Annotated in this window: 19 protein-coding genes; 8 read left to right on the top strand and 11 right to left on the bottom strand. The window is 70.2% G+C overall.

What is annotated here, in order from left to right; all coding sequences use genetic code 11:
- Nucleotides 1-30: 30 nt before the first annotated feature.
- A complete protein-coding gene (locus ACNNMR_RS16340) occupies nucleotides 31-1,353 on the bottom strand; it encodes a nicotinate phosphoribosyltransferase (protein ID WP_419995340.1) in 1,323 nt (440 codons plus the stop codon).
- A 106-nt stretch (nucleotides 1,354-1,459) separates the two neighbouring features.
- Here ACNNMR_RS16340 and clpS point away from each other — a divergent pair, with 106 nt between their 5' ends.
- The 3 genes from clpS (at nucleotide 1,460) to ACNNMR_RS16325 (ending at nucleotide 4,030) form a co-directional block, all read left to right on the top strand.
- Entirely contained in the window at nucleotides 1,460-1,777 is a 318-nt protein-coding gene (gene clpS, locus ACNNMR_RS16335; protein WP_419995339.1) for an ATP-dependent Clp protease adapter ClpS, read from the top strand.
- Nucleotides 1,777-2,370 (top strand): DUF2017 domain-containing protein, encoded by a 594-nt coding sequence (locus ACNNMR_RS16330; protein WP_419995338.1) that lies wholly within the window; start codon nucleotides 1,777-1,779, stop codon nucleotides 2,368-2,370. Before clpS ends, ACNNMR_RS16330 begins: the two co-directional genes overlap by 1 nt.
- Nucleotides 2,371-2,599: 229 nt before the next feature.
- Nucleotides 2,600-4,030: an amino acid permease gene (locus ACNNMR_RS16325; RefSeq protein WP_419995337.1), complete on the top strand. Its 1,431-nt coding sequence runs from the start codon at nucleotides 2,600-2,602 to the stop codon at nucleotides 4,028-4,030.
- 55 nt (nucleotides 4,031-4,085) lie between these two features.
- Here the strand turns inward: ACNNMR_RS16325 and ACNNMR_RS16320 are convergent, their stop codons facing one another.
- From ACNNMR_RS16320 to ACNNMR_RS16305, 4 genes are all read right to left on the bottom strand, one after another.
- Nucleotides 4,086-5,039, bottom strand: a complete 954-nt coding sequence (locus ACNNMR_RS16320; protein ID WP_419995336.1) for a PLP-dependent cysteine synthase family protein — start codon at nucleotides 5,037-5,039, stop codon at nucleotides 4,086-4,088.
- Nucleotides 5,039-5,317, bottom strand: a complete 279-nt coding sequence (locus ACNNMR_RS16315; protein WP_419995335.1) for a MoaD/ThiS family protein — start codon at nucleotides 5,315-5,317, stop codon at nucleotides 5,039-5,041. Before ACNNMR_RS16315 ends, ACNNMR_RS16320 begins: the two co-directional genes overlap by 1 nt.
- Before the next feature lie 91 nt (nucleotides 5,318-5,408).
- Nucleotides 5,409-5,534, bottom strand: a complete 126-nt coding sequence (locus ACNNMR_RS16310; protein WP_419995334.1) for a putative leader peptide — start codon at nucleotides 5,532-5,534, stop codon at nucleotides 5,409-5,411.
- Nucleotides 5,535-5,642: 108 nt separating this feature from the next.
- Nucleotides 5,643-6,095, bottom strand: a complete 453-nt coding sequence (locus tag ACNNMR_RS16305) for a Mov34/MPN/PAD-1 family protein (RefSeq protein WP_419995333.1) — start codon at nucleotides 6,093-6,095, stop codon at nucleotides 5,643-5,645.
- A gap of 67 nt (nucleotides 6,096-6,162) precedes the next feature.
- Here ACNNMR_RS16305 and ACNNMR_RS16300 point away from each other — a divergent pair, with 67 nt between their 5' ends.
- From ACNNMR_RS16300 to ACNNMR_RS16290, 3 genes are all read left to right on the top strand, one after another.
- On the top strand, nucleotides 6,163-6,462 hold the full coding sequence (locus ACNNMR_RS16300) for a DUF6412 domain-containing protein (RefSeq protein WP_419995332.1): 300 nt from the start codon (nucleotides 6,163-6,165) through the stop codon (nucleotides 6,460-6,462).
- Nucleotides 6,463-6,642: 180 nt separating this feature from the next.
- Nucleotides 6,643-7,440 carry a YidC/Oxa1 family membrane protein insertase gene (locus tag ACNNMR_RS16295; RefSeq protein ID WP_419995331.1) on the top strand — a complete coding sequence of 266 codons (798 nt, stop codon included), beginning with the start codon at nucleotides 6,643-6,645 and terminating at the stop codon, nucleotides 7,438-7,440.
- 66 nt (nucleotides 7,441-7,506) lie between these two features.
- Nucleotides 7,507-8,364 (top strand): fumarylacetoacetate hydrolase family protein, encoded by an 858-nt coding sequence (locus tag ACNNMR_RS16290; protein WP_419995330.1) that lies wholly within the window; start codon nucleotides 7,507-7,509, stop codon nucleotides 8,362-8,364.
- Nucleotides 8,365-8,380: 16 nt separating this feature from the next.
- Here the strand turns inward: ACNNMR_RS16290 and rdgB are convergent, their stop codons facing one another.
- From rdgB to ACNNMR_RS16270, 4 genes are all read right to left on the bottom strand, one after another.
- The gene (gene rdgB / locus ACNNMR_RS16285; protein WP_419995329.1) at nucleotides 8,381-8,986 is read right to left on the bottom strand and encodes an RdgB/HAM1 family non-canonical purine NTP pyrophosphatase; all 606 of its coding nucleotides are present in this window, start codon (nucleotides 8,984-8,986) and stop codon (nucleotides 8,381-8,383) included.
- The gene (locus ACNNMR_RS16280; protein WP_419995328.1) at nucleotides 8,983-9,360 is read right to left on the bottom strand and encodes a hypothetical protein; all 378 of its coding nucleotides are present in this window, start codon (nucleotides 9,358-9,360) and stop codon (nucleotides 8,983-8,985) included. The genes rdgB and ACNNMR_RS16280 overlap by 4 nt, the downstream gene beginning before the upstream one ends.
- On the bottom strand, nucleotides 9,357-10,118 hold the full coding sequence (gene rph / locus ACNNMR_RS16275) for a ribonuclease PH (protein ID WP_419995327.1): 762 nt from the start codon (nucleotides 10,116-10,118) through the stop codon (nucleotides 9,357-9,359). The genes ACNNMR_RS16280 and rph overlap by 4 nt, the downstream gene beginning before the upstream one ends.
- 85 nt (nucleotides 10,119-10,203) lie before the next feature.
- The gene (locus ACNNMR_RS16270; RefSeq protein ID WP_419995326.1) at nucleotides 10,204-10,440 is read right to left on the bottom strand and encodes a glucose PTS transporter subunit EIIB; all 237 of its coding nucleotides are present in this window, start codon (nucleotides 10,438-10,440) and stop codon (nucleotides 10,204-10,206) included.
- A 274-nt stretch (nucleotides 10,441-10,714) separates the two neighbouring features.
- Between ACNNMR_RS16270 and ACNNMR_RS16265 the strand changes: the two genes are divergently transcribed.
- Nucleotides 10,715-11,959, top strand: coding sequence for a PTS transporter subunit EIIC (locus ACNNMR_RS16265; protein WP_419995325.1), 1,245 nt, complete (start codon nucleotides 10,715-10,717; stop codon nucleotides 11,957-11,959).
- A 76-nt stretch (nucleotides 11,960-12,035) separates the two neighbouring features.
- On the opposite strand, the gene ACNNMR_RS16260 is transcribed toward ACNNMR_RS16265, so the two are convergent.
- Nucleotides 12,036-12,788, bottom strand: a complete 753-nt coding sequence (locus ACNNMR_RS16260; RefSeq protein ID WP_419995324.1) for an MBL fold metallo-hydrolase — start codon at nucleotides 12,786-12,788, stop codon at nucleotides 12,036-12,038.
- A gap of 195 nt (nucleotides 12,789-12,983) precedes the next feature.
- The gene (locus ACNNMR_RS16255) at nucleotides 12,984-13,778 is read right to left on the bottom strand and encodes an alpha/beta fold hydrolase (protein WP_419995323.1); all 795 of its coding nucleotides are present in this window, start codon (nucleotides 13,776-13,778) and stop codon (nucleotides 12,984-12,986) included.
- Between the two features lie 111 nt (nucleotides 13,779-13,889).
- Here ACNNMR_RS16255 and ACNNMR_RS16250 point away from each other — a divergent pair, with 111 nt between their 5' ends.
- Nucleotides 13,890-14,390: a MarR family winged helix-turn-helix transcriptional regulator gene (locus ACNNMR_RS16250; protein ID WP_419995322.1), complete on the top strand. Its 501-nt coding sequence runs from the start codon at nucleotides 13,890-13,892 to the stop codon at nucleotides 14,388-14,390.

Raw genomic sequence — 14,390 nt, 5'->3', positions numbered from 1 at the left:
GCGGTCGAACGCGACCATCACACGTACTCGTCACACGTACTCCGTCGGCAGCACCGGCTCCCCCCGCGACAGCTGCGTCGCCGACAGCGGCAGGCCGGCGCGGGCCTCGACGTGCCGGTCCCGCGCCGCGTCCAGCGGCTCGCGGCCGACCACGGCCCCATCCCGTACCAACGGCACCAGCATCTGCCGGCCGGACAGCCCGGTCGGGGGCTTGCCGGAGCCGATCACCTCCGCTTCGGCGACGCCGTCCTCGTCGAGGCGCCGCACCGCCCACTTGCGGCCGCCCACTGAGGACTTTCCGCCCATCGACTTCTTCGCCACCGGCACCAGCGGTGCGTCCGGGCCCGCGGAGCCGGACCGCGCCACCAGCTTGTAGACCATCGAGCAGGTCGGATGCCCGCTGCCCGTGACCAGCTGCGTGCCCACCCCGTACGCATCGACCGGCGCCGCCGCCAGCGACGCGATCGCGTACTCGTCCAGGTCGCTGGTCACCACGATCTTCGTGTCGCGCGCCCCCAGCTCATCGAGCTGCTGCCGCACCCGGTGCGCCATCAGCAGCAGGTCGCCGGAGTCGAGGCGGACGGCCCCCAGCTCAGGGCCGGCGACCTCCACCGCCGTCTGCACGGCCTTCGTCACGTCGTACGTGTCCACCAGCAGCGTCGTCCCCGCCCCCATCGACGCCACCTGGGCGGCGAACGCGTCCCGCTCGCTGTCGTGCAGCAGCGTGAAGGCGTGCGCGGCCGTGCCCGCGGTGGGGATCCCGTACCGGAAGCCGGCCGCCAGGTCCGAGGTGGTGTGGAAGCCGCCCACGTACGCCGACCGCGCCGCCGCCACCGCGGACAGCTCGTGGGTGCGCCGGGCGCCCATCTCGATCAGCGGGCGGCCGCCGGCGGCCACCGCCATCCGGGACGCCGCGGCGGCGATCGCGGAGTCGTGGTTCATGATCGAGAGGATCACGGTCTCCAGCAGCACGCACTCGGCGAAGCCGCCCTCCACGCGGAGGATCGGGGAGCCGGGGAAGTAGACCTCGCCCTCCGGATAGCCCCAGATGTCGCCGCTGAAGCGATAGCCGGCCAGCCACTCAAGGGTCGGCTCGTCGACGATCCCCCGCTCCCGCAGCCAGCCGAGCACCCGCTCGTCGAAGGTGAAGGACTCCAGCGCGTCCAGGACCCGTCCGGTGCCGGCCACCACGCCGTACCGCCGCCCTTCGGGCAGCCGCCGCGTGAAGACCTCGAACACCGAGCGCCGGTGCGCGGTCCCGGCGCGCAGCGCCGCCTGCACCATGGTCAGCTCGTACTGGTCGGTGAAGAGCGCCGTGGACGGGACCGTCACCGGCAGCTTGAGATCGTCCATGAGCGCGATGCTACTCCCGTACTCGTCAGAGTGACGATTTCGGGGGTGGCCGACAGTGGCATCCGAGTGGCACCGGAGTCGCTGTGACGGCCCCCACAATGGCAGCATGGGGTGTGTGAGTGTTGCCCCCACGGAGATCGAGCAGCCGGACACCATCGAATCCGGGTCGCCAGAGGCGGTGCCGGAGCCCGATGTGCCCTGGGTGACCCTGGTGCACAACGACCCGGTCAACCTCATGAGCTATGTGACCTACGTATTCCAGGCGTACTTCGGCTACTCGAAGGACAAGGCCCGCAAGCTGATGATGGATGTGCACACCAAGGGGCGCGCGGTGGTTTCCAGCGGCACCCGCGAGGAGATGGAGCGCGACGTGCAGGCGATGCACGGCTACGGCCTGTGGTCGACCCTCACCCAGGACGTCTGATGGCGGGGCATTTCGAGGCCGTCCCGGGCGGCGGCGCGGCGATCGCGCTGGACGAGGTGGAGATCTCGATCCTGCGCAGCCTTGCCGTGCAGCTGCTTGAGCTGATCGGGCCCGGCGACCAGCCGGCCGACGGCCCGGTGGACCCGCTCGACGCGCTCTTCGCGGAGGGGCCGAGCGAGGCGCCGACCGATCCGGCGCTGGCGCGGCTGTTCCCCGATGCGTACGGGGAGCCGGGGAAGTCGCAGGACCAGCAGCAGCAGGCGTACGCCTCCGAGTTCCGCCGCTTCACCGAGAACGACCTGCGGGCCGGCAAGCGCGAGAACGTCCTGGCGATGGTCAGGGCGCTGGACTCGCTCACCGCGCAGGGCGAGGGCATGGCGGTCCTCAAGCTCACCCCTGACGAGGCCAGGCAGTGGCTCGGCGCCCTGAACGACCTGCGGCTCGCCATCGGCGCCCGCCTCGACATCCAGCGCGATGAGGACGGCGAGGCGCTGTACCGGCTCCCGGACTCCGACGAGCGCAAGCCGATGGTGATGGCGTATCTGTGGCTGGGCGGGCTGCAGGAGACGCTCGTCGAGACGCTGATGGCGTAACGGGCCGGGGCGCTCTGGCGCCCTTACGCCCCTGAGGTGTCCCCTCAGAGGAACCTCATGTCCGGATAACGAACGGGCAAAGATTGGGGTCGCTTTGGCTGGGTGGGGACTTATGTACCTTTTCTCGCGTGACGTGAGACACATAAGGGGAACTTGGTGCGTGGTAAACCTTCCGCACTCGCTGACAGCGGCGTCGGCGTGGCACCCCCCATGAGGAAAGGCGCGACACATGGAGACACCCAAGGCCCCGGAGGCGGCAGCCGCTGACGCCCCCGAGGAAGGCTACGAGCGCGGGCTCGGCAGCCGTCAGGTGCAGATGATCGCCATCGGTGGCGCGATCGGGGTCGGCCTCTTCCTGGGTGCCGGCAAGAACATCGAGAAGGCCGGCACCAGCCTCATCCTGATGTACGCGCTCGCGGGCGTGGTCATCTTCTTCATCATGCGAGCCCTCGGCGAGCTGCTCCTCTACCGCCCGGTCTCGGGCTCCTTCGCGGAGTACGCCCGCGAGTTCCTCGGCCCGTTCTTCGGCTACGTGACCGGCTGGACGTACTGGCTGATGTGGGCCGTCACCGGCATGACGGAGCTGACGGCCGCGGCGATTTACATCAACTTCTGGTTCCCGGACATCCCGCAGTGGGCCAGCGCGCTCGGCTTCCTGGTGCTGCTCTTCGGCATCAATCTGATCTCCGTGAAGCTCTTCGGTGAGCTGGAGTTCTGGTTCTCGATGGTCAAGGTCACCGCCATCATCGGCATGATCGTCATCGGCATCGGCGTGCTGACGCTGGGCTTCTCGGACGCCGGTGACACCGCGGCCGTCTCCAACCTGTGGTCGCACGGCGGCATCTTCCCGAACGGCATCGGCTCCAGCCTGATGACGCTGCAGGGCGTGATGTTCGCGTATCTCGCGGTCGAGCTGGTGGGTGTGACGGCGGGCGAGTCGAAGGACCCGGAGAAGACGCTCCCCAAGGCGATCAACACCCTGCCCTGGCGCATCATCGTCTTCTACGTCGGCTCGCTGATCGTGATCCTCTCGGTCGTGCAGTGGACCGAGTTCAGCGACGGCGTCAGCCCCTTCGTGGCGGCCTTCGGCAAGATCGGCATCCCGCTGGCGGCCGGCATCGTGAACTTCGTGGTACTGACCGCGGCCCTCTCGTCCTGCAACTCGGGCATGTACTCGACGGGCCGGATGCTCCGCGACCTGGCCGCGAACAACGAGGCCCCGAAGGTCTTCGGCAAGCTGAGCGGCCGCAGGGTCCCGGCGGCGGGGATCACGCTGTCGGTGATCGTCATGTCGATCGGCGTGGTGCTCAACTACCTGGTGCCGGAGAAGGCCTTCGGGTACGTCATGTCGGTCGCGACCGCGGCGGGCATCTGGACCTGGTCGATGATCCTCGTCAGCCACATCCGCTACCGCGCCAAGGTGGTCAAGGGCCTGCTCCCGGCCTCGTCCTTCCCGGCCCCGGGCGGCGTGGTGTGCAGCTGGATCGCGCTGCTGTTCCTGATCTTCGTCACGGTGCTGACGGCGATCGACCCCGACGCCCGCGTCTCGCTGTACGTCGGCGTCGGCTGGGCCGTGCTGCTGACCGTCGGCTGGTTCGTGGCCAAGCGCAACACCGTGGCCACCACGAAGTCGGAGCTCGCGACGGCCGACGCGAGCTGACCGAGCGCACAGCGAAGGCCCGTCGCACCCGAGCGGTGCGACGGGCCTTCGGCGTTCACGCCCAGAGCTGCCCCTGCAGCGCCTCGACCGCGGCCTCCGTCGACTCGGCGGTGTAGATGCCGGTGGACAGGTACTTCCAGCCGCCGTCCGCGACGATGAAGACGATGTCCGCCGCCTCGCCCGCGCGCTGCGCCTTGCGGGCCACGCCCAGGGCGGCGTGCAGGGCCGCGCCCGTGGAGACGCCCGCGAAGATGCCCTCCTGGGCGAGGAGTTCGCGGGTGCGGGCGACCGCGTCCTCGGAGCCGACCGAGAAGCGGGTGGTGAGGACGGACTCGTCGTACAGCTCGGGGACGAAGCCCTCGTCCAGGTTGCGCAGCCCGTAGACGAGGTCGTCGTAGCGCGGCTCGGCCGCGACGATCCGTACGTCCGGGACGTGCTCGCGCAGATAGCGGCCCGCGCCCATCAGGGTGCCCGTGGTGCCGAGGCCCGCCACGAAGTGGGTGATGGACGGGAGGTCCGCCAGGATCTCCGGGCCCGTGGTGGTGTAGTGGGCGCCCGCGTTGTCCGGGTTGCCGTACTGGTAGAGCATCACCCAGTCCGGGTGCTCCGCCGACAGCTCCTTGGCCACCCGTACCGCCGTGTTGGAGCCGCCCGCGGCCGGCGAGGAGATGATCTCCGCGCCCCACATGGCGAGCAGCTGGCGGCGCTCCTCGCTGGTGTTCTCGGGCATGACGCAGACGATGCGGTAGCCCTTGAGCTTGGCCGCCATGGCGAGGGAGATGCCGGTGTTGCCCGACGTCGGCTCCAGGATCGTGCAGCCCGGCGTCAGGCGGCCGTCCTTCTCCGCCTGCTCGATCATGTGGAGCGCGGGGCGGTCCTTGATCGAGCCGGTGGGGTTGCGGTCCTCCAGCTTCGCCCAGACGCGGACGTCGTCCGCGGGGGAGAGCCGTGGGAGGTGGACCAGCGGCGTATTGCCGACGGCGGCCAGGGGGCTGTCGTAGCGGGGCATCAGGACATGCCGCCGGCGACGGCCGGGAGGATCGTGACGCTGTCGCCGTCCGCGAGCTGGGTGCTGATGCCGTCGAGGAAGCGGACGTCCTCGTCGTTGAGGTAGACGTTCACGAAGCGGCGCAGGTCGGCGCCGTCGAGGAGGCGCTCGCGGAGGCCGGTGTGGCGGGACTCCAGGTCCTCGAAGAGGGCGGAGAGGGTGTCGCCCTCGCCGGTCACGGCCTTCTGGCCGTCGGTGTAGTTGCGCAGGATGGTCGGGATGCGGACCTCGATGGCCATGGCTGTCTCCGTAACGACGGATGTGCGCGCGTCGGCGCAGGGGCAAAGGGGCTTCGGGGGGTGCGCCGGGGCCGCGGAGCAGGGGGGCTGGTCAGGCGGCGGCGCAGCGCTGCGGACACATAGCGCTGGCGAGGCGGCACAGGTCGACGTGCAGCCGCGCGACGAGCAGCAGTCCGGGCTGCTTCTCCGCGGAGTTCATCACGTCGTGGTCAACCATGCGGTCATCGTATCGATTCCGGGGGGCGGGCCAGAATGCCCGTATCAGCATGCGGACCGGTATTTGGACACGGCCGTGGCGGGAGTTGGCCTGTGGGGTGCTGCGGGCTCAGGAGGAGGCAGCGGCGGGGTACTCGGCGACCACCTGAACATCTTCCTCCGTGACCACGCCGTCCACGATGCGGAATGAGCGGAAGGAGAACGGGCCCTCGTCGTTCCCGCACTCGGCGGTGGAGACCAGGACGTAGTGCGCGTTAGGCTCGTTCGCGTACGAGATGTCGGTGCGGGACGGGTACGCCTCGGTGGCGGTGTGCGAGTGGTAGATCACCACCGGCTCCTCGTCGCGGTCGTCCATCTCGCGGTAGAGCTTCAGCAGGTCCGTGGAGTCGAACTCGTAGAACGTGGGGGAGCGGGCCGCGTTCAGCATCGGGATGAAGCGCTCCGGGCGGCCGTCCGCGGGGGCGGGCGCCGGGCCCGCCACGACGCCGCAGGCCTCGTCCGGGTGGTCGGCGCGGGCGTGGGCGACGATCTGGTCGTGGAGGGCCTGGGTGATGGTCAGCATGACGGCAAGGATAAGCAACGGGCGCTCGGCGCTATGCTTCCCCGTAATGGGAGAGGAGGGCGTGCGCATGGATCTGCATCGCTACGTGGCCTTGTGCCGCGTGCACCTCAGCGCGCTCTTCCTGTTGCTCGCCGGGCTGCTGATCGACGAGGGCGGCTTTGCGGCCGGCTTCGCGGGGGCCGCGGCGAGTGCGGCGCTGGTGCTGCTGTGTTCGGCGCTGGCGCATGCTGCCGCCGCGCGGCCGGTGCCACCGGGCCGGGTTCGTACGGCCATCCGTGATCGTGAGCTGCGCACGGCCTTCTTGGCGCAGCGCGACCCCGATGCGGCGGGGCGGCCGCGGCCGAGGGCTCCGGGGTTCGTCGTCTGACGGCCGCAGCCCCTGAGGATTCGGTGCGTCCGTAGCTGCTCGGTGCGTGTTGCGCCGGCGGCTGCCGGAAACGTCCGGGCCCACCCGTCCCGCCATGCGGGACGCCTGCCCCCGAGCTGGGGCGGCTGCGTGTCGTCGTGAGGTCTCAGCCAACGACGACCCTGCCCAGGAGTGGCTCCCATGTCTGTTTTCTCGTTTCTCGGCGACCTGCTGTCCGGCATCGCCTCCGTAATAGACCCCGTTTTCGGTGCCTCCGCGACCGCGGTGGCCGTGATCGTTTTTACGCTTCTCGTGCGGCTCTCGCTGCATCCCCTGGCCCGTGCTGCCGCCCGCGGGGAGAAGGCGCGGCGGAAGCTGGCGCCGCAGCTGGCCGAGTTGCAGCGGAAGCACAAGAAGAATCCTGAGCGGCTGCAGAAGGCGACGCTCGAGCTCTACAAGGAGAACGGCTCGTCGCCGGTCGCCGGGTGCGGGCCGATGCTGCTGCAGCTGCCGGTGTTCATGGTGATGTACCGGCTGTTCTCCGGGCATGATCACGAGCTGCTCGACCACACCCTGGGCGGCGCCCAGCTCGGCGACCGGTGGGCGGACGCGCTCGGCAACGGCGGGGTGTTCGGCGCGGAGGGGCTCGTCTACGTCGGCCTCTTCGCGGTGATCGCGGTCGTCGCCACGTGGAGCTTCCGGCAGACCCGGCGGCTGGCGGCGGCCGCGAAGCGGGAGCAAGCGCAGACGCAGCAGGCCACAGGCAAGAAGTCCGCCGCGAAGTCGGCTGCCCCCGAGAGTCCGCTGTCCCCCGCCGTCATGGAGGGGATGACCAAGTGGATGCCGCTGCTGGCCTTCGGGACCCTGCTGACCGCCGCCATCGTGCCGCTCGCCGCCGGGCTCTACCTCGCCACCACCACCGCCTGGACGGTCGCCGAGCGCGGATATCTGCGGCGCGAACCGGCCGCCCCCGCGCTCCCCGCCGGGTCCACGGGCTGAACAGGCCCTTGCGTACCTGAACCGCTTCTTGGAGGATCAGCCAATCCGAAGATGGGAGTGACACGAATGAAGCTGCTGCGAGTCGGACCGGCGGGAGCAGAGCGCCCGGCCCTCCTCGATGCCGAGGGGAAGCTGCGCGACCTCTCCGCGGTCGTGCCCGACATCGACGGGACGCTGCTCGCCGACGGTGCCGCGCTCGGCCGGGTACGCGAGGCCGCCGAGGGCGGCCAACTGCCCGAGCTGGACGCCACCGGGCTGCGCACCGGCCCGCCCCTGGCCCGTCTCGGCAAGGTGGTCTGCATCGGCCTGAACTACCACGGCCACGCGAAGGAGACCGGCGCCGCGATCCCGGAAGAGCCGATCCTGTTCATGAAGGCCCCCGACACGGTCGTCGGCCCCAACGACACCGTGCTGGTGCCGCGCGGCAGCGAGAAGACCGACTGGGAGGTGGAGCTCGCCATCGTCATCGGCCGTACGCTCCGCTACGCGCAGTCGGACGAGGAGGCGCTGGCCGCGGTCGCCGGTTACGCGGTCGCCAACGACGTCTCCGAGCGCGCGTACCAGCTCGAGCGCGGCGGCACCTGGGACAAGGGCAAGAACTGCGAGACCTTCAACCCGCTCGGCCCGTGGCTGGTCACGGCCGACGAGGTCCCCGACCCGCAGGCGCTCGACCTGAAGCTGTGGGTCAACGGCGAGCTGAAGCAGCACGGCAACACCGGCGACCAGATCTTCGGCGTCGCCGAGGTGGTCCACTACCTGAGCCGCTTCATGACGCTCTACCCCGGCGACGTCATCAGCACCGGCACCCCGGCGGGCGTGGCGATGGGCCACCCGGACCCGAAGCCGTACCTGCGGGCGGGGGATGTCATGGAGCTGGAGATCGAGGGCCTGGGCCGCCAGCGCCAGCAGCTGAAGCCGGCGTAGGCGACCCGCCCGCCCGTCAGCTGATCAGTTCCCGCACCACCGGGGCAAGCGCCCGAAAGGCCTTGCCCCGGTGGCTGATCGCGTTCTTCTCGTCCGGGGTGAGCTCCGCGCAGGTACGGGACTCGCCGAGCGGCTGCAGGATCGGGTCGTAACCGAAGCCGCCGGTCCCGGCCGGCGCAGGCCGCAGCGTGCCCTCCAGCGTGCCCTCGACCACCCGCTCGGTGCCGTCCGGCAGCGCCAGCGCCGCGGCGCAGGCGAAGTGGGCGGCGCGGTGCTCCTCGGCGATGTCGGAGAGCTGCGCCAGCAGCAGGTCCAGGTTCGCCTTGTCGTCGCCGTGCCTGCCCGCCCAGCGGGCGGAGAAGATGCCGGGCGCGCCGCCGAGCACGTCCACGCACAGGCCCGAGTCGTCGGCGACCGCGGGCAGGCCGGTGGCCTTGGCCAGCGCGTGCGCCTTGAGCAGCGCGTTCCCCGCGAAGGTCACCTCGGTTTCGGGCACATCCGGGATCTCGGGATACGCGTCCGCGCCCACCAGCTCCACATCGAGCCCGGCGCCGGTGAGGATGGCGTCCAGCTCGGTGACCTTGTTGGCGTTACGGGTGGCGAGGATCAGTCGCTGCGTCACGAGGTGCACACCTTCGACAGTTCGCCCGCCGCGCTGGTGATGCCGCTCAGGTCCGGCGTCGCGTCGCCGTTCTCGACGGCCTTCTGGGAGTTGTTGACGGCGGTCTGCAGGTCCTCGACCGCCTTGCCGACGTCGGCGTTGTCGGACTTGTCGGAGAACTTGTCCAGGTCGTTGTCGATCTTGTCGAGCGCGTCCTGCGCCGCCTGCGGGCTGTCGCCGGCGCCGCCGACGACCTCCTGCAGCTCGTCGACGTCCTGGGAGATGTCGGTCGCCAGCTGAGCGCAGTCGAGCGCCTTGTCGACGGCGCTGCAGCCGATCAGGGCGGTCACCGACAGCGCGGCCGCGGCCGTGACTGCTGCGATACGGATCTTCATTTCTGCCCCTCCAGAGCCTCACGCTGCAGCAGATCGAGCTCTGCGCAGCCCCCCACCGCCAGGTCGAGCAGCCCGTCGAGCTCCGCGCGGGCGAAGGGGACGCCCTCGGCGGTGCCCTGCACCTCGACGAAGCGGCCGTCGCCGGTGCAGACGACGTTCATGTCGGTCTCGGCGCGGACGTCTTCCTCGTAGCAGAGGTCGAGCAGCGGTACGGAGCCGACGATGCCGACGCTGACCGCGCCGACGGTGCCGGTCAGGGGGGACGCCTTCGACCTGATCAGGCGCTTGTCCTGGGCCCAGGAGACGGCGTCGGCGAGGGCCACGTACGCGCCGGTGATGGCGGCGGTGCGGGTGCCGCCGTCGGCCTGGAGGACGTCGCAGTCGAGGACGATGGTGTTCTCGCCGAGCGCCTTGAAGTCGATGACCGCGCGCAGCGAGCGGCCGATCAGCCGGGAGATCTCGTGCGTCCGGCCGCCGATCTTGCCGCGCACGGACTCGCGGTCGCCGCGGGTGTTGGTGGAGCGCGGCAGCATCGCGTACTCCGCGGTGACCCAGCCCTCGCCGCTGCCCTTGCGCCAGCGCGGCACGCCCTCGGTGAGGCTGGCGGTGCACAGCACCCGGGTGTCGCCGAACGAGACCAGGACCGAGCCCTCGGCGTGCTTGCTCCAGCCGCGCTCGATGGTCACGGGGCGGAGCTGATCGGGCCGGCGGCCGTCGTATCGGAGGCCTTCGAGGCCTGCAGTACCAGCAGTAGACATGGGGCCGACCCTACCGGGGAAGCACGAGGCCCTCCGTCTCCGGATGGGGGAACGGAGGGCCCGGCGGAAACCGGAGGACGGGACGTCAGTCCATCAGGTCCTCGATGTCGGAGGCGATCGGGTCGGCGTCGGTGCCGATGACGACCTGGATCGCGGTGCCCATGGACACCACGCCGTGCGCGCCGGCCGCCTTCAGCGCGGCCTCGTCCACCAGGGACGGGTCCTCAACCTCGGTGCGAAGACGGGTGATGCAGCCCTCGACCTCGACGATGTTCTCGATGCCGCCGAGACCGGCGACGATCTTCTCAGCCTTGCTGGCCATGTCCCACACTCCAGGTTTCTGCTTGGGCACTGGTCTACGCCATTATGCGGCACGCCCGGGCCGTACGACCCACCGGACGGCGGCCATAACGGGATGTACTCCCCTGGCAGGATCGGTCCGGAAGATCGAGGATTCCTTTAAGTACCCCCTACGTGCTACAACAGGTCTACACCACTCACAGGTGTAGACCACGCGCGCTCATCCGGGCGTCGCGTGTGAGGAAGCGCCGCCGCTCCCATCCCCCTGGCGGCGATGTGCCCCATGGAGGATTGAAATGTCCACGGCTACCCCCGCGGACGCGGCCAAGAAGGGCGGCGGCGGCTCCAGCATCATGGCCAAGGCACAGCGCCTCGGCCGCAGCCTGATGCTGCCGATCGCGACGCTGCCCGCAGCCGCGCTGCTGACCCGCCTCGGCGCCGACGACATGCTCGGCAAGCCCTCGCTGCCGGACTTCTTGAACCGCATCGCCCAGTTCATGTCGGCGGGCGGCAACGCGCTGCTGAGCAACATGGCCTTCCTGTTCGCGGTCGGCATCGCCATCGGCTACGCGAAGAAGTCGGACGGCTCCACCGCGCTCGCCGCCGTGGTCGGCTACCTGGTCTTCAAGGATGTCCTGGCCACCTTCCACGACTCCAACACCGACGCCCCGGTCGACGCCGGCGTGCTCGGCGGCGTCATCATCGGTCTGGTCACCGCGCTGCTGTACCAGCGCTTCCACCGCACCAAGCTGCCCGACTGGCTGGGCTTCTTCGGCGGCCGCCGCCTGGTGCCGATCCTGACGTCCCTCGCGGGCCTGCTCATCGGCGTCGTCATGGGCTACATCTGGCCGGTCCTCGGCACCGGTCTGCACAACTTCGGTGAGTGGCTGGTCGGCTCCGGCGCCGTCGGCGCGGGCATCTTCGGTGTGGTCAACCGCGCGCTGATCCCGATCGGCATGCACCACCTGCTGAACTCCTTCCCGTGGTTCCAGGCCGGCTCCTTCGAGAAGTCCGGCGGCGAGGTCGTGCACGGCGACATTGCGCGCTTCCTGGCGGGGGACCCGACCGCGGGCCAGTTCATGACCGGCTTCTTCCCGATCATGATGTTCGGCCTCCCGGCCGCCTGCCTCGCGATCTACCACTGCGCCCGTCCCGACCGTAAGAAGGTCGTCGGCGGCATGATGTTCTCCATCGCGCTCACCGCCTTCATCACCGGCGTGACCGAGCCGATCGAGTTCACGTTCATGTTCATCGCCCCGGTGCTGTACGCGATCCACGCGGTGCTGACGGGTATCTCGATGGCGCTCACCTGGGCACTCGGCATGAAGGACGGCTTCGGCTTCTCGGCCGGCGCGATCGACTTCGTGCTGAACCTGGGCATCGCGTCCAACCCATGGGGCCTCGCGCTCGTCGGCCTGTGCTTCAGCGTCGTGTACTACTTCGTGTTCCGCTTCGCGATCACGAAGTTCAACCTGCCGACGCCGGGCCGCGAGACCGACGAGCAGATCGCCGAGGAGGAGAAGGACCAGTACAAGGCCTGATCCCCGCGTCGTACTGACGACGAGGCCCCCGGCACCTTCGAGGAAGGTGCCGGGGGCCTCGTGATGTCCTGGGGGCTCAGACCTCGTAGACCGCGCCCGCCCGGGCCAGCTCCACCGGGCCGCCGTAAACCGCCTGCGCATCGCGCAGGTTCACGTCACCATCGGTCCACGGCGGGATGTGTGTCAGGACGAGGCGGCCCACGCTCGCCCGCGCCGCCAGCTCGCCGGCCTCGCGGCCGTTGAGGTGCAGCTCCGGGATCTCCTCCTTGCCGTGGGTGAAGGAGGCCTCGCACAGCAGCAGGTCGGCGCCCTCGCTCAGCGACTCCAGCGCCCCGCAGGGGCCCGTATCGCCGGAGTAGACGAGGCTGCGGCCGCCGTGCTCGATGCGGAAGGCGTACGCCTCGACCGGATGCGCCACCCGGTCGGTGTGCACGGTGAACGGGCCCAGCTCGAAGCTGCCGCCCTGCAGCGTGCGGAAGTCGAAGACCTCGGCCATGGACGACTCGGACGGGGTGTCCGCGTACGCCGTGGTCAGCCGCTGCTCGGTGCCCTTCGGCCCGTATACGGGCAGCAGCCCGGCCCGGCCGCCGTCGTGGCGGTAGTAGCGGGCCACGAAGTACGCGCACATGTCGATGCAGTGGTCCGCGTGCAGGTGGCTGAGGATGATCGCGTCGAGGTCGTACAGGCCGCAGTGCTTCTGCAGCTGGCCGAGCGCGCCATTGCCCATGTCGATCAGGAGCGAGAAGCCGTCGGCCTCGACCAGATAGCTCGAGCAGGGGGATTCCGCGGAGGGGAACGAGCCCGAGCATCCGACGACGGTGAGTCTCATGCTGGCAGGAACCTCCGTCGGTGCTTTCCGGGTCCGTCGAGCGTAAGCCGCGAAACGGCTGGTGGTCCCGGCGGCGACCGCGGTTGTGGGCGGAATCACCGCTGGCCCGCGTGCCGGTACGGGGCATCAGCCGGGTGCCCCGCGCTGCCGGACCTTATCGCAGCACGGGGCGTGACCTGGGCGTTCGATGGGCCGTCAGTGTGTCGGCCGGTCGATGAAATCGCGGGTGATCTTGATGAGCCCGCTGGGGTCGGCGAACCAGTCCATGTGGCCCTGGCCCGGGACCTCCACCAGCTCGCTGCCGGCGATCGCCGCGTGCAGCTGCCGGGAGCCCTCCAGGGGGATCATCGCGTCCTCGCCGAAGCCGACGACCAGCGTGGGCGCGGTGATGGCGGGGAGCAGCGGCCGGAGGTCCACCTGTAGGTTGAGGTCGATCTGGCGGCCGATGCCGGGCGGCGGCCAGGCGTCGGCGAGCGAGGCCGCCAGGCCCTCGTGGCCGAACCGGTCGAGGGCGGCCGCGCTGAAGCCGGTCAGCGCGGCGAACCGCTTGAACAGCTCGCGGTCCCCGCCCAGCAGCTGCTGCCAGGTCTCGAAGTAGTAGCGGTCGCGGGGCCCGGTGGAATGCGCCCAGCCGGCGACGAGGACGAGGCGCCGTACGAGCTCGGGGTATCTGGCGGCGACGGCGGCCGCGCCGACCGCGCCGAGTGAGAAGCCGAGCAGGTCGACCGGGCCTTCGGTGCCGGCGTCGCGTATCGCCGCGGCGATCTGCTCGGTGATCAGGTCGACGGTCAGTGCGCCGCCGTCGTCCTCGGTCTGCCCGCTGCCGCTGAAGTTGGGGCGGATGACGGTGCGGGTGCCGGTGAAGTGGCCGACGACGTTGCCGAAGACCTTGTCGGCGTCGCCGCCGGTGCCGTGGACCAGGGCGAGGCCGGGGCCTTGGCCGTCGAGCTCGTAGTGGACGCGGGTGTTACGGGCGGTGGTGAAAGGCATGACGGGCTCCTCCGGTCTGGGCGAGCGGTGATTAAGTGAGTGCTAAGATAATGAGCAGTTGCGTGACTGTCAATTAAATGAGCGCTCGTCTATCTGGATTGGGAGGATCTCGTGGCAGATGCCGTGGAGTCGGTGCTGGACCAGTGGCGCCGGGAGTGCCCGGATCTCGACGTCTCGCCGATCGGCGTGGTCGGGCGGATCATGCGGCTGTCCCGGCTCTGGGACAAGGAGATCAAGGGCTTCCTCGCCGAACACGGCCTGGAGCCGGGCGAGTTCGACATCCTCTCCACGCTGCGGCGGGCCGGCGAGCCGTACGAGCTGACCGCCGGGACCTTCCTCAAGGCGTCCCTCGTCACCACCGGGGCGATCACCCTCCGGGTCGACCGGATGGCCGCCAAGGGCCTGGTCACCCGCGTGCCCGGCGACACCGACCGCCGTTCCGTACGCATCCGCCTCACCCCGCACGGCCTGGAGGTGATCGACCGGGTGCTCCCGCTCCACCTGGCCAACGAGGCGCGCCTCGTGGAAGCCCTCGACGCCGGCGAGCGGCAGCACCTTGCCGGCACCCTCGCCGCGCTGCTGGAGTCCAGCGGCGACACGCCCGCCCGCTGA

This window comes from Streptomyces boninensis (assembly GCF_048572725.1).
Lineage (GTDB): Bacteria > Actinomycetota > Actinomycetes > Streptomycetales > Streptomycetaceae > Streptomyces > Streptomyces boninensis.
The sequence above is the reverse complement of the archived record's forward strand: the minus strand, read 5'-3'. Positions and strand labels throughout refer to the sequence as shown.

Bases quoted from the DNA above. Each gene is read 5' to 3' on its own strand.
- ACNNMR_RS16340 (WP_419995340.1), bottom strand. From the start codon at position 1,353: ATGGACGATCTCAAGCTGCCGGTGACGGTCCCGTCCACGGCGCTCTTC.
- clpS (WP_419995339.1), top strand. From the start codon at position 1,460: ATGGGGTGTGTGAGTGTTGCCCCCACGGAGATCGAGCAGCCGGACACC.
- ACNNMR_RS16330 (WP_419995338.1), top strand. From the start codon at position 1,777: ATGGCGGGGCATTTCGAGGCCGTCCCGGGCGGCGGCGCGGCGATCGCG.
- ACNNMR_RS16325 (WP_419995337.1), top strand. From the start codon at position 2,600: ATGGAGACACCCAAGGCCCCGGAGGCGGCAGCCGCTGACGCCCCCGAG.
- ACNNMR_RS16320 (WP_419995336.1), bottom strand. From the start codon at position 5,039: ATGCCCCGCTACGACAGCCCCCTGGCCGCCGTCGGCAATACGCCGCTG.
- ACNNMR_RS16315 (WP_419995335.1), bottom strand. From the start codon at position 5,317: ATGGCCATCGAGGTCCGCATCCCGACCATCCTGCGCAACTACACCGAC.
- ACNNMR_RS16310 (WP_419995334.1), bottom strand. From the start codon at position 5,534: ATGGTTGACCACGACGTGATGAACTCCGCGGAGAAGCAGCCCGGACTG.
- ACNNMR_RS16305 (WP_419995333.1), bottom strand. From the start codon at position 6,095: ATGCTGACCATCACCCAGGCCCTCCACGACCAGATCGTCGCCCACGCC.
- ACNNMR_RS16300 (WP_419995332.1), top strand. From the start codon at position 6,163: ATGGATCTGCATCGCTACGTGGCCTTGTGCCGCGTGCACCTCAGCGCG.
- ACNNMR_RS16295 (WP_419995331.1), top strand. From the start codon at position 6,643: ATGTCTGTTTTCTCGTTTCTCGGCGACCTGCTGTCCGGCATCGCCTCC.
- ACNNMR_RS16290 (WP_419995330.1), top strand. From the start codon at position 7,507: ATGAAGCTGCTGCGAGTCGGACCGGCGGGAGCAGAGCGCCCGGCCCTC.
- ACNNMR_RS16280 (WP_419995328.1), bottom strand. From the start codon at position 9,360: ATGAAGATCCGTATCGCAGCAGTCACGGCCGCGGCCGCGCTGTCGGTG.
- rph (WP_419995327.1), bottom strand. From the start codon at position 10,118: ATGTCTACTGCTGGTACTGCAGGCCTCGAAGGCCTCCGATACGACGGC.
- ACNNMR_RS16270 (WP_419995326.1), bottom strand. From the start codon at position 10,440: ATGGCCAGCAAGGCTGAGAAGATCGTCGCCGGTCTCGGCGGCATCGAG.
- ACNNMR_RS16265 (WP_419995325.1), top strand. From the start codon at position 10,715: ATGTCCACGGCTACCCCCGCGGACGCGGCCAAGAAGGGCGGCGGCGGC.
- ACNNMR_RS16260 (WP_419995324.1), bottom strand. From the start codon at position 12,788: ATGAGACTCACCGTCGTCGGATGCTCGGGCTCGTTCCCCTCCGCGGAA.
- ACNNMR_RS16255 (WP_419995323.1), bottom strand. From the start codon at position 13,778: ATGCCTTTCACCACCGCCCGTAACACCCGCGTCCACTACGAGCTCGAC.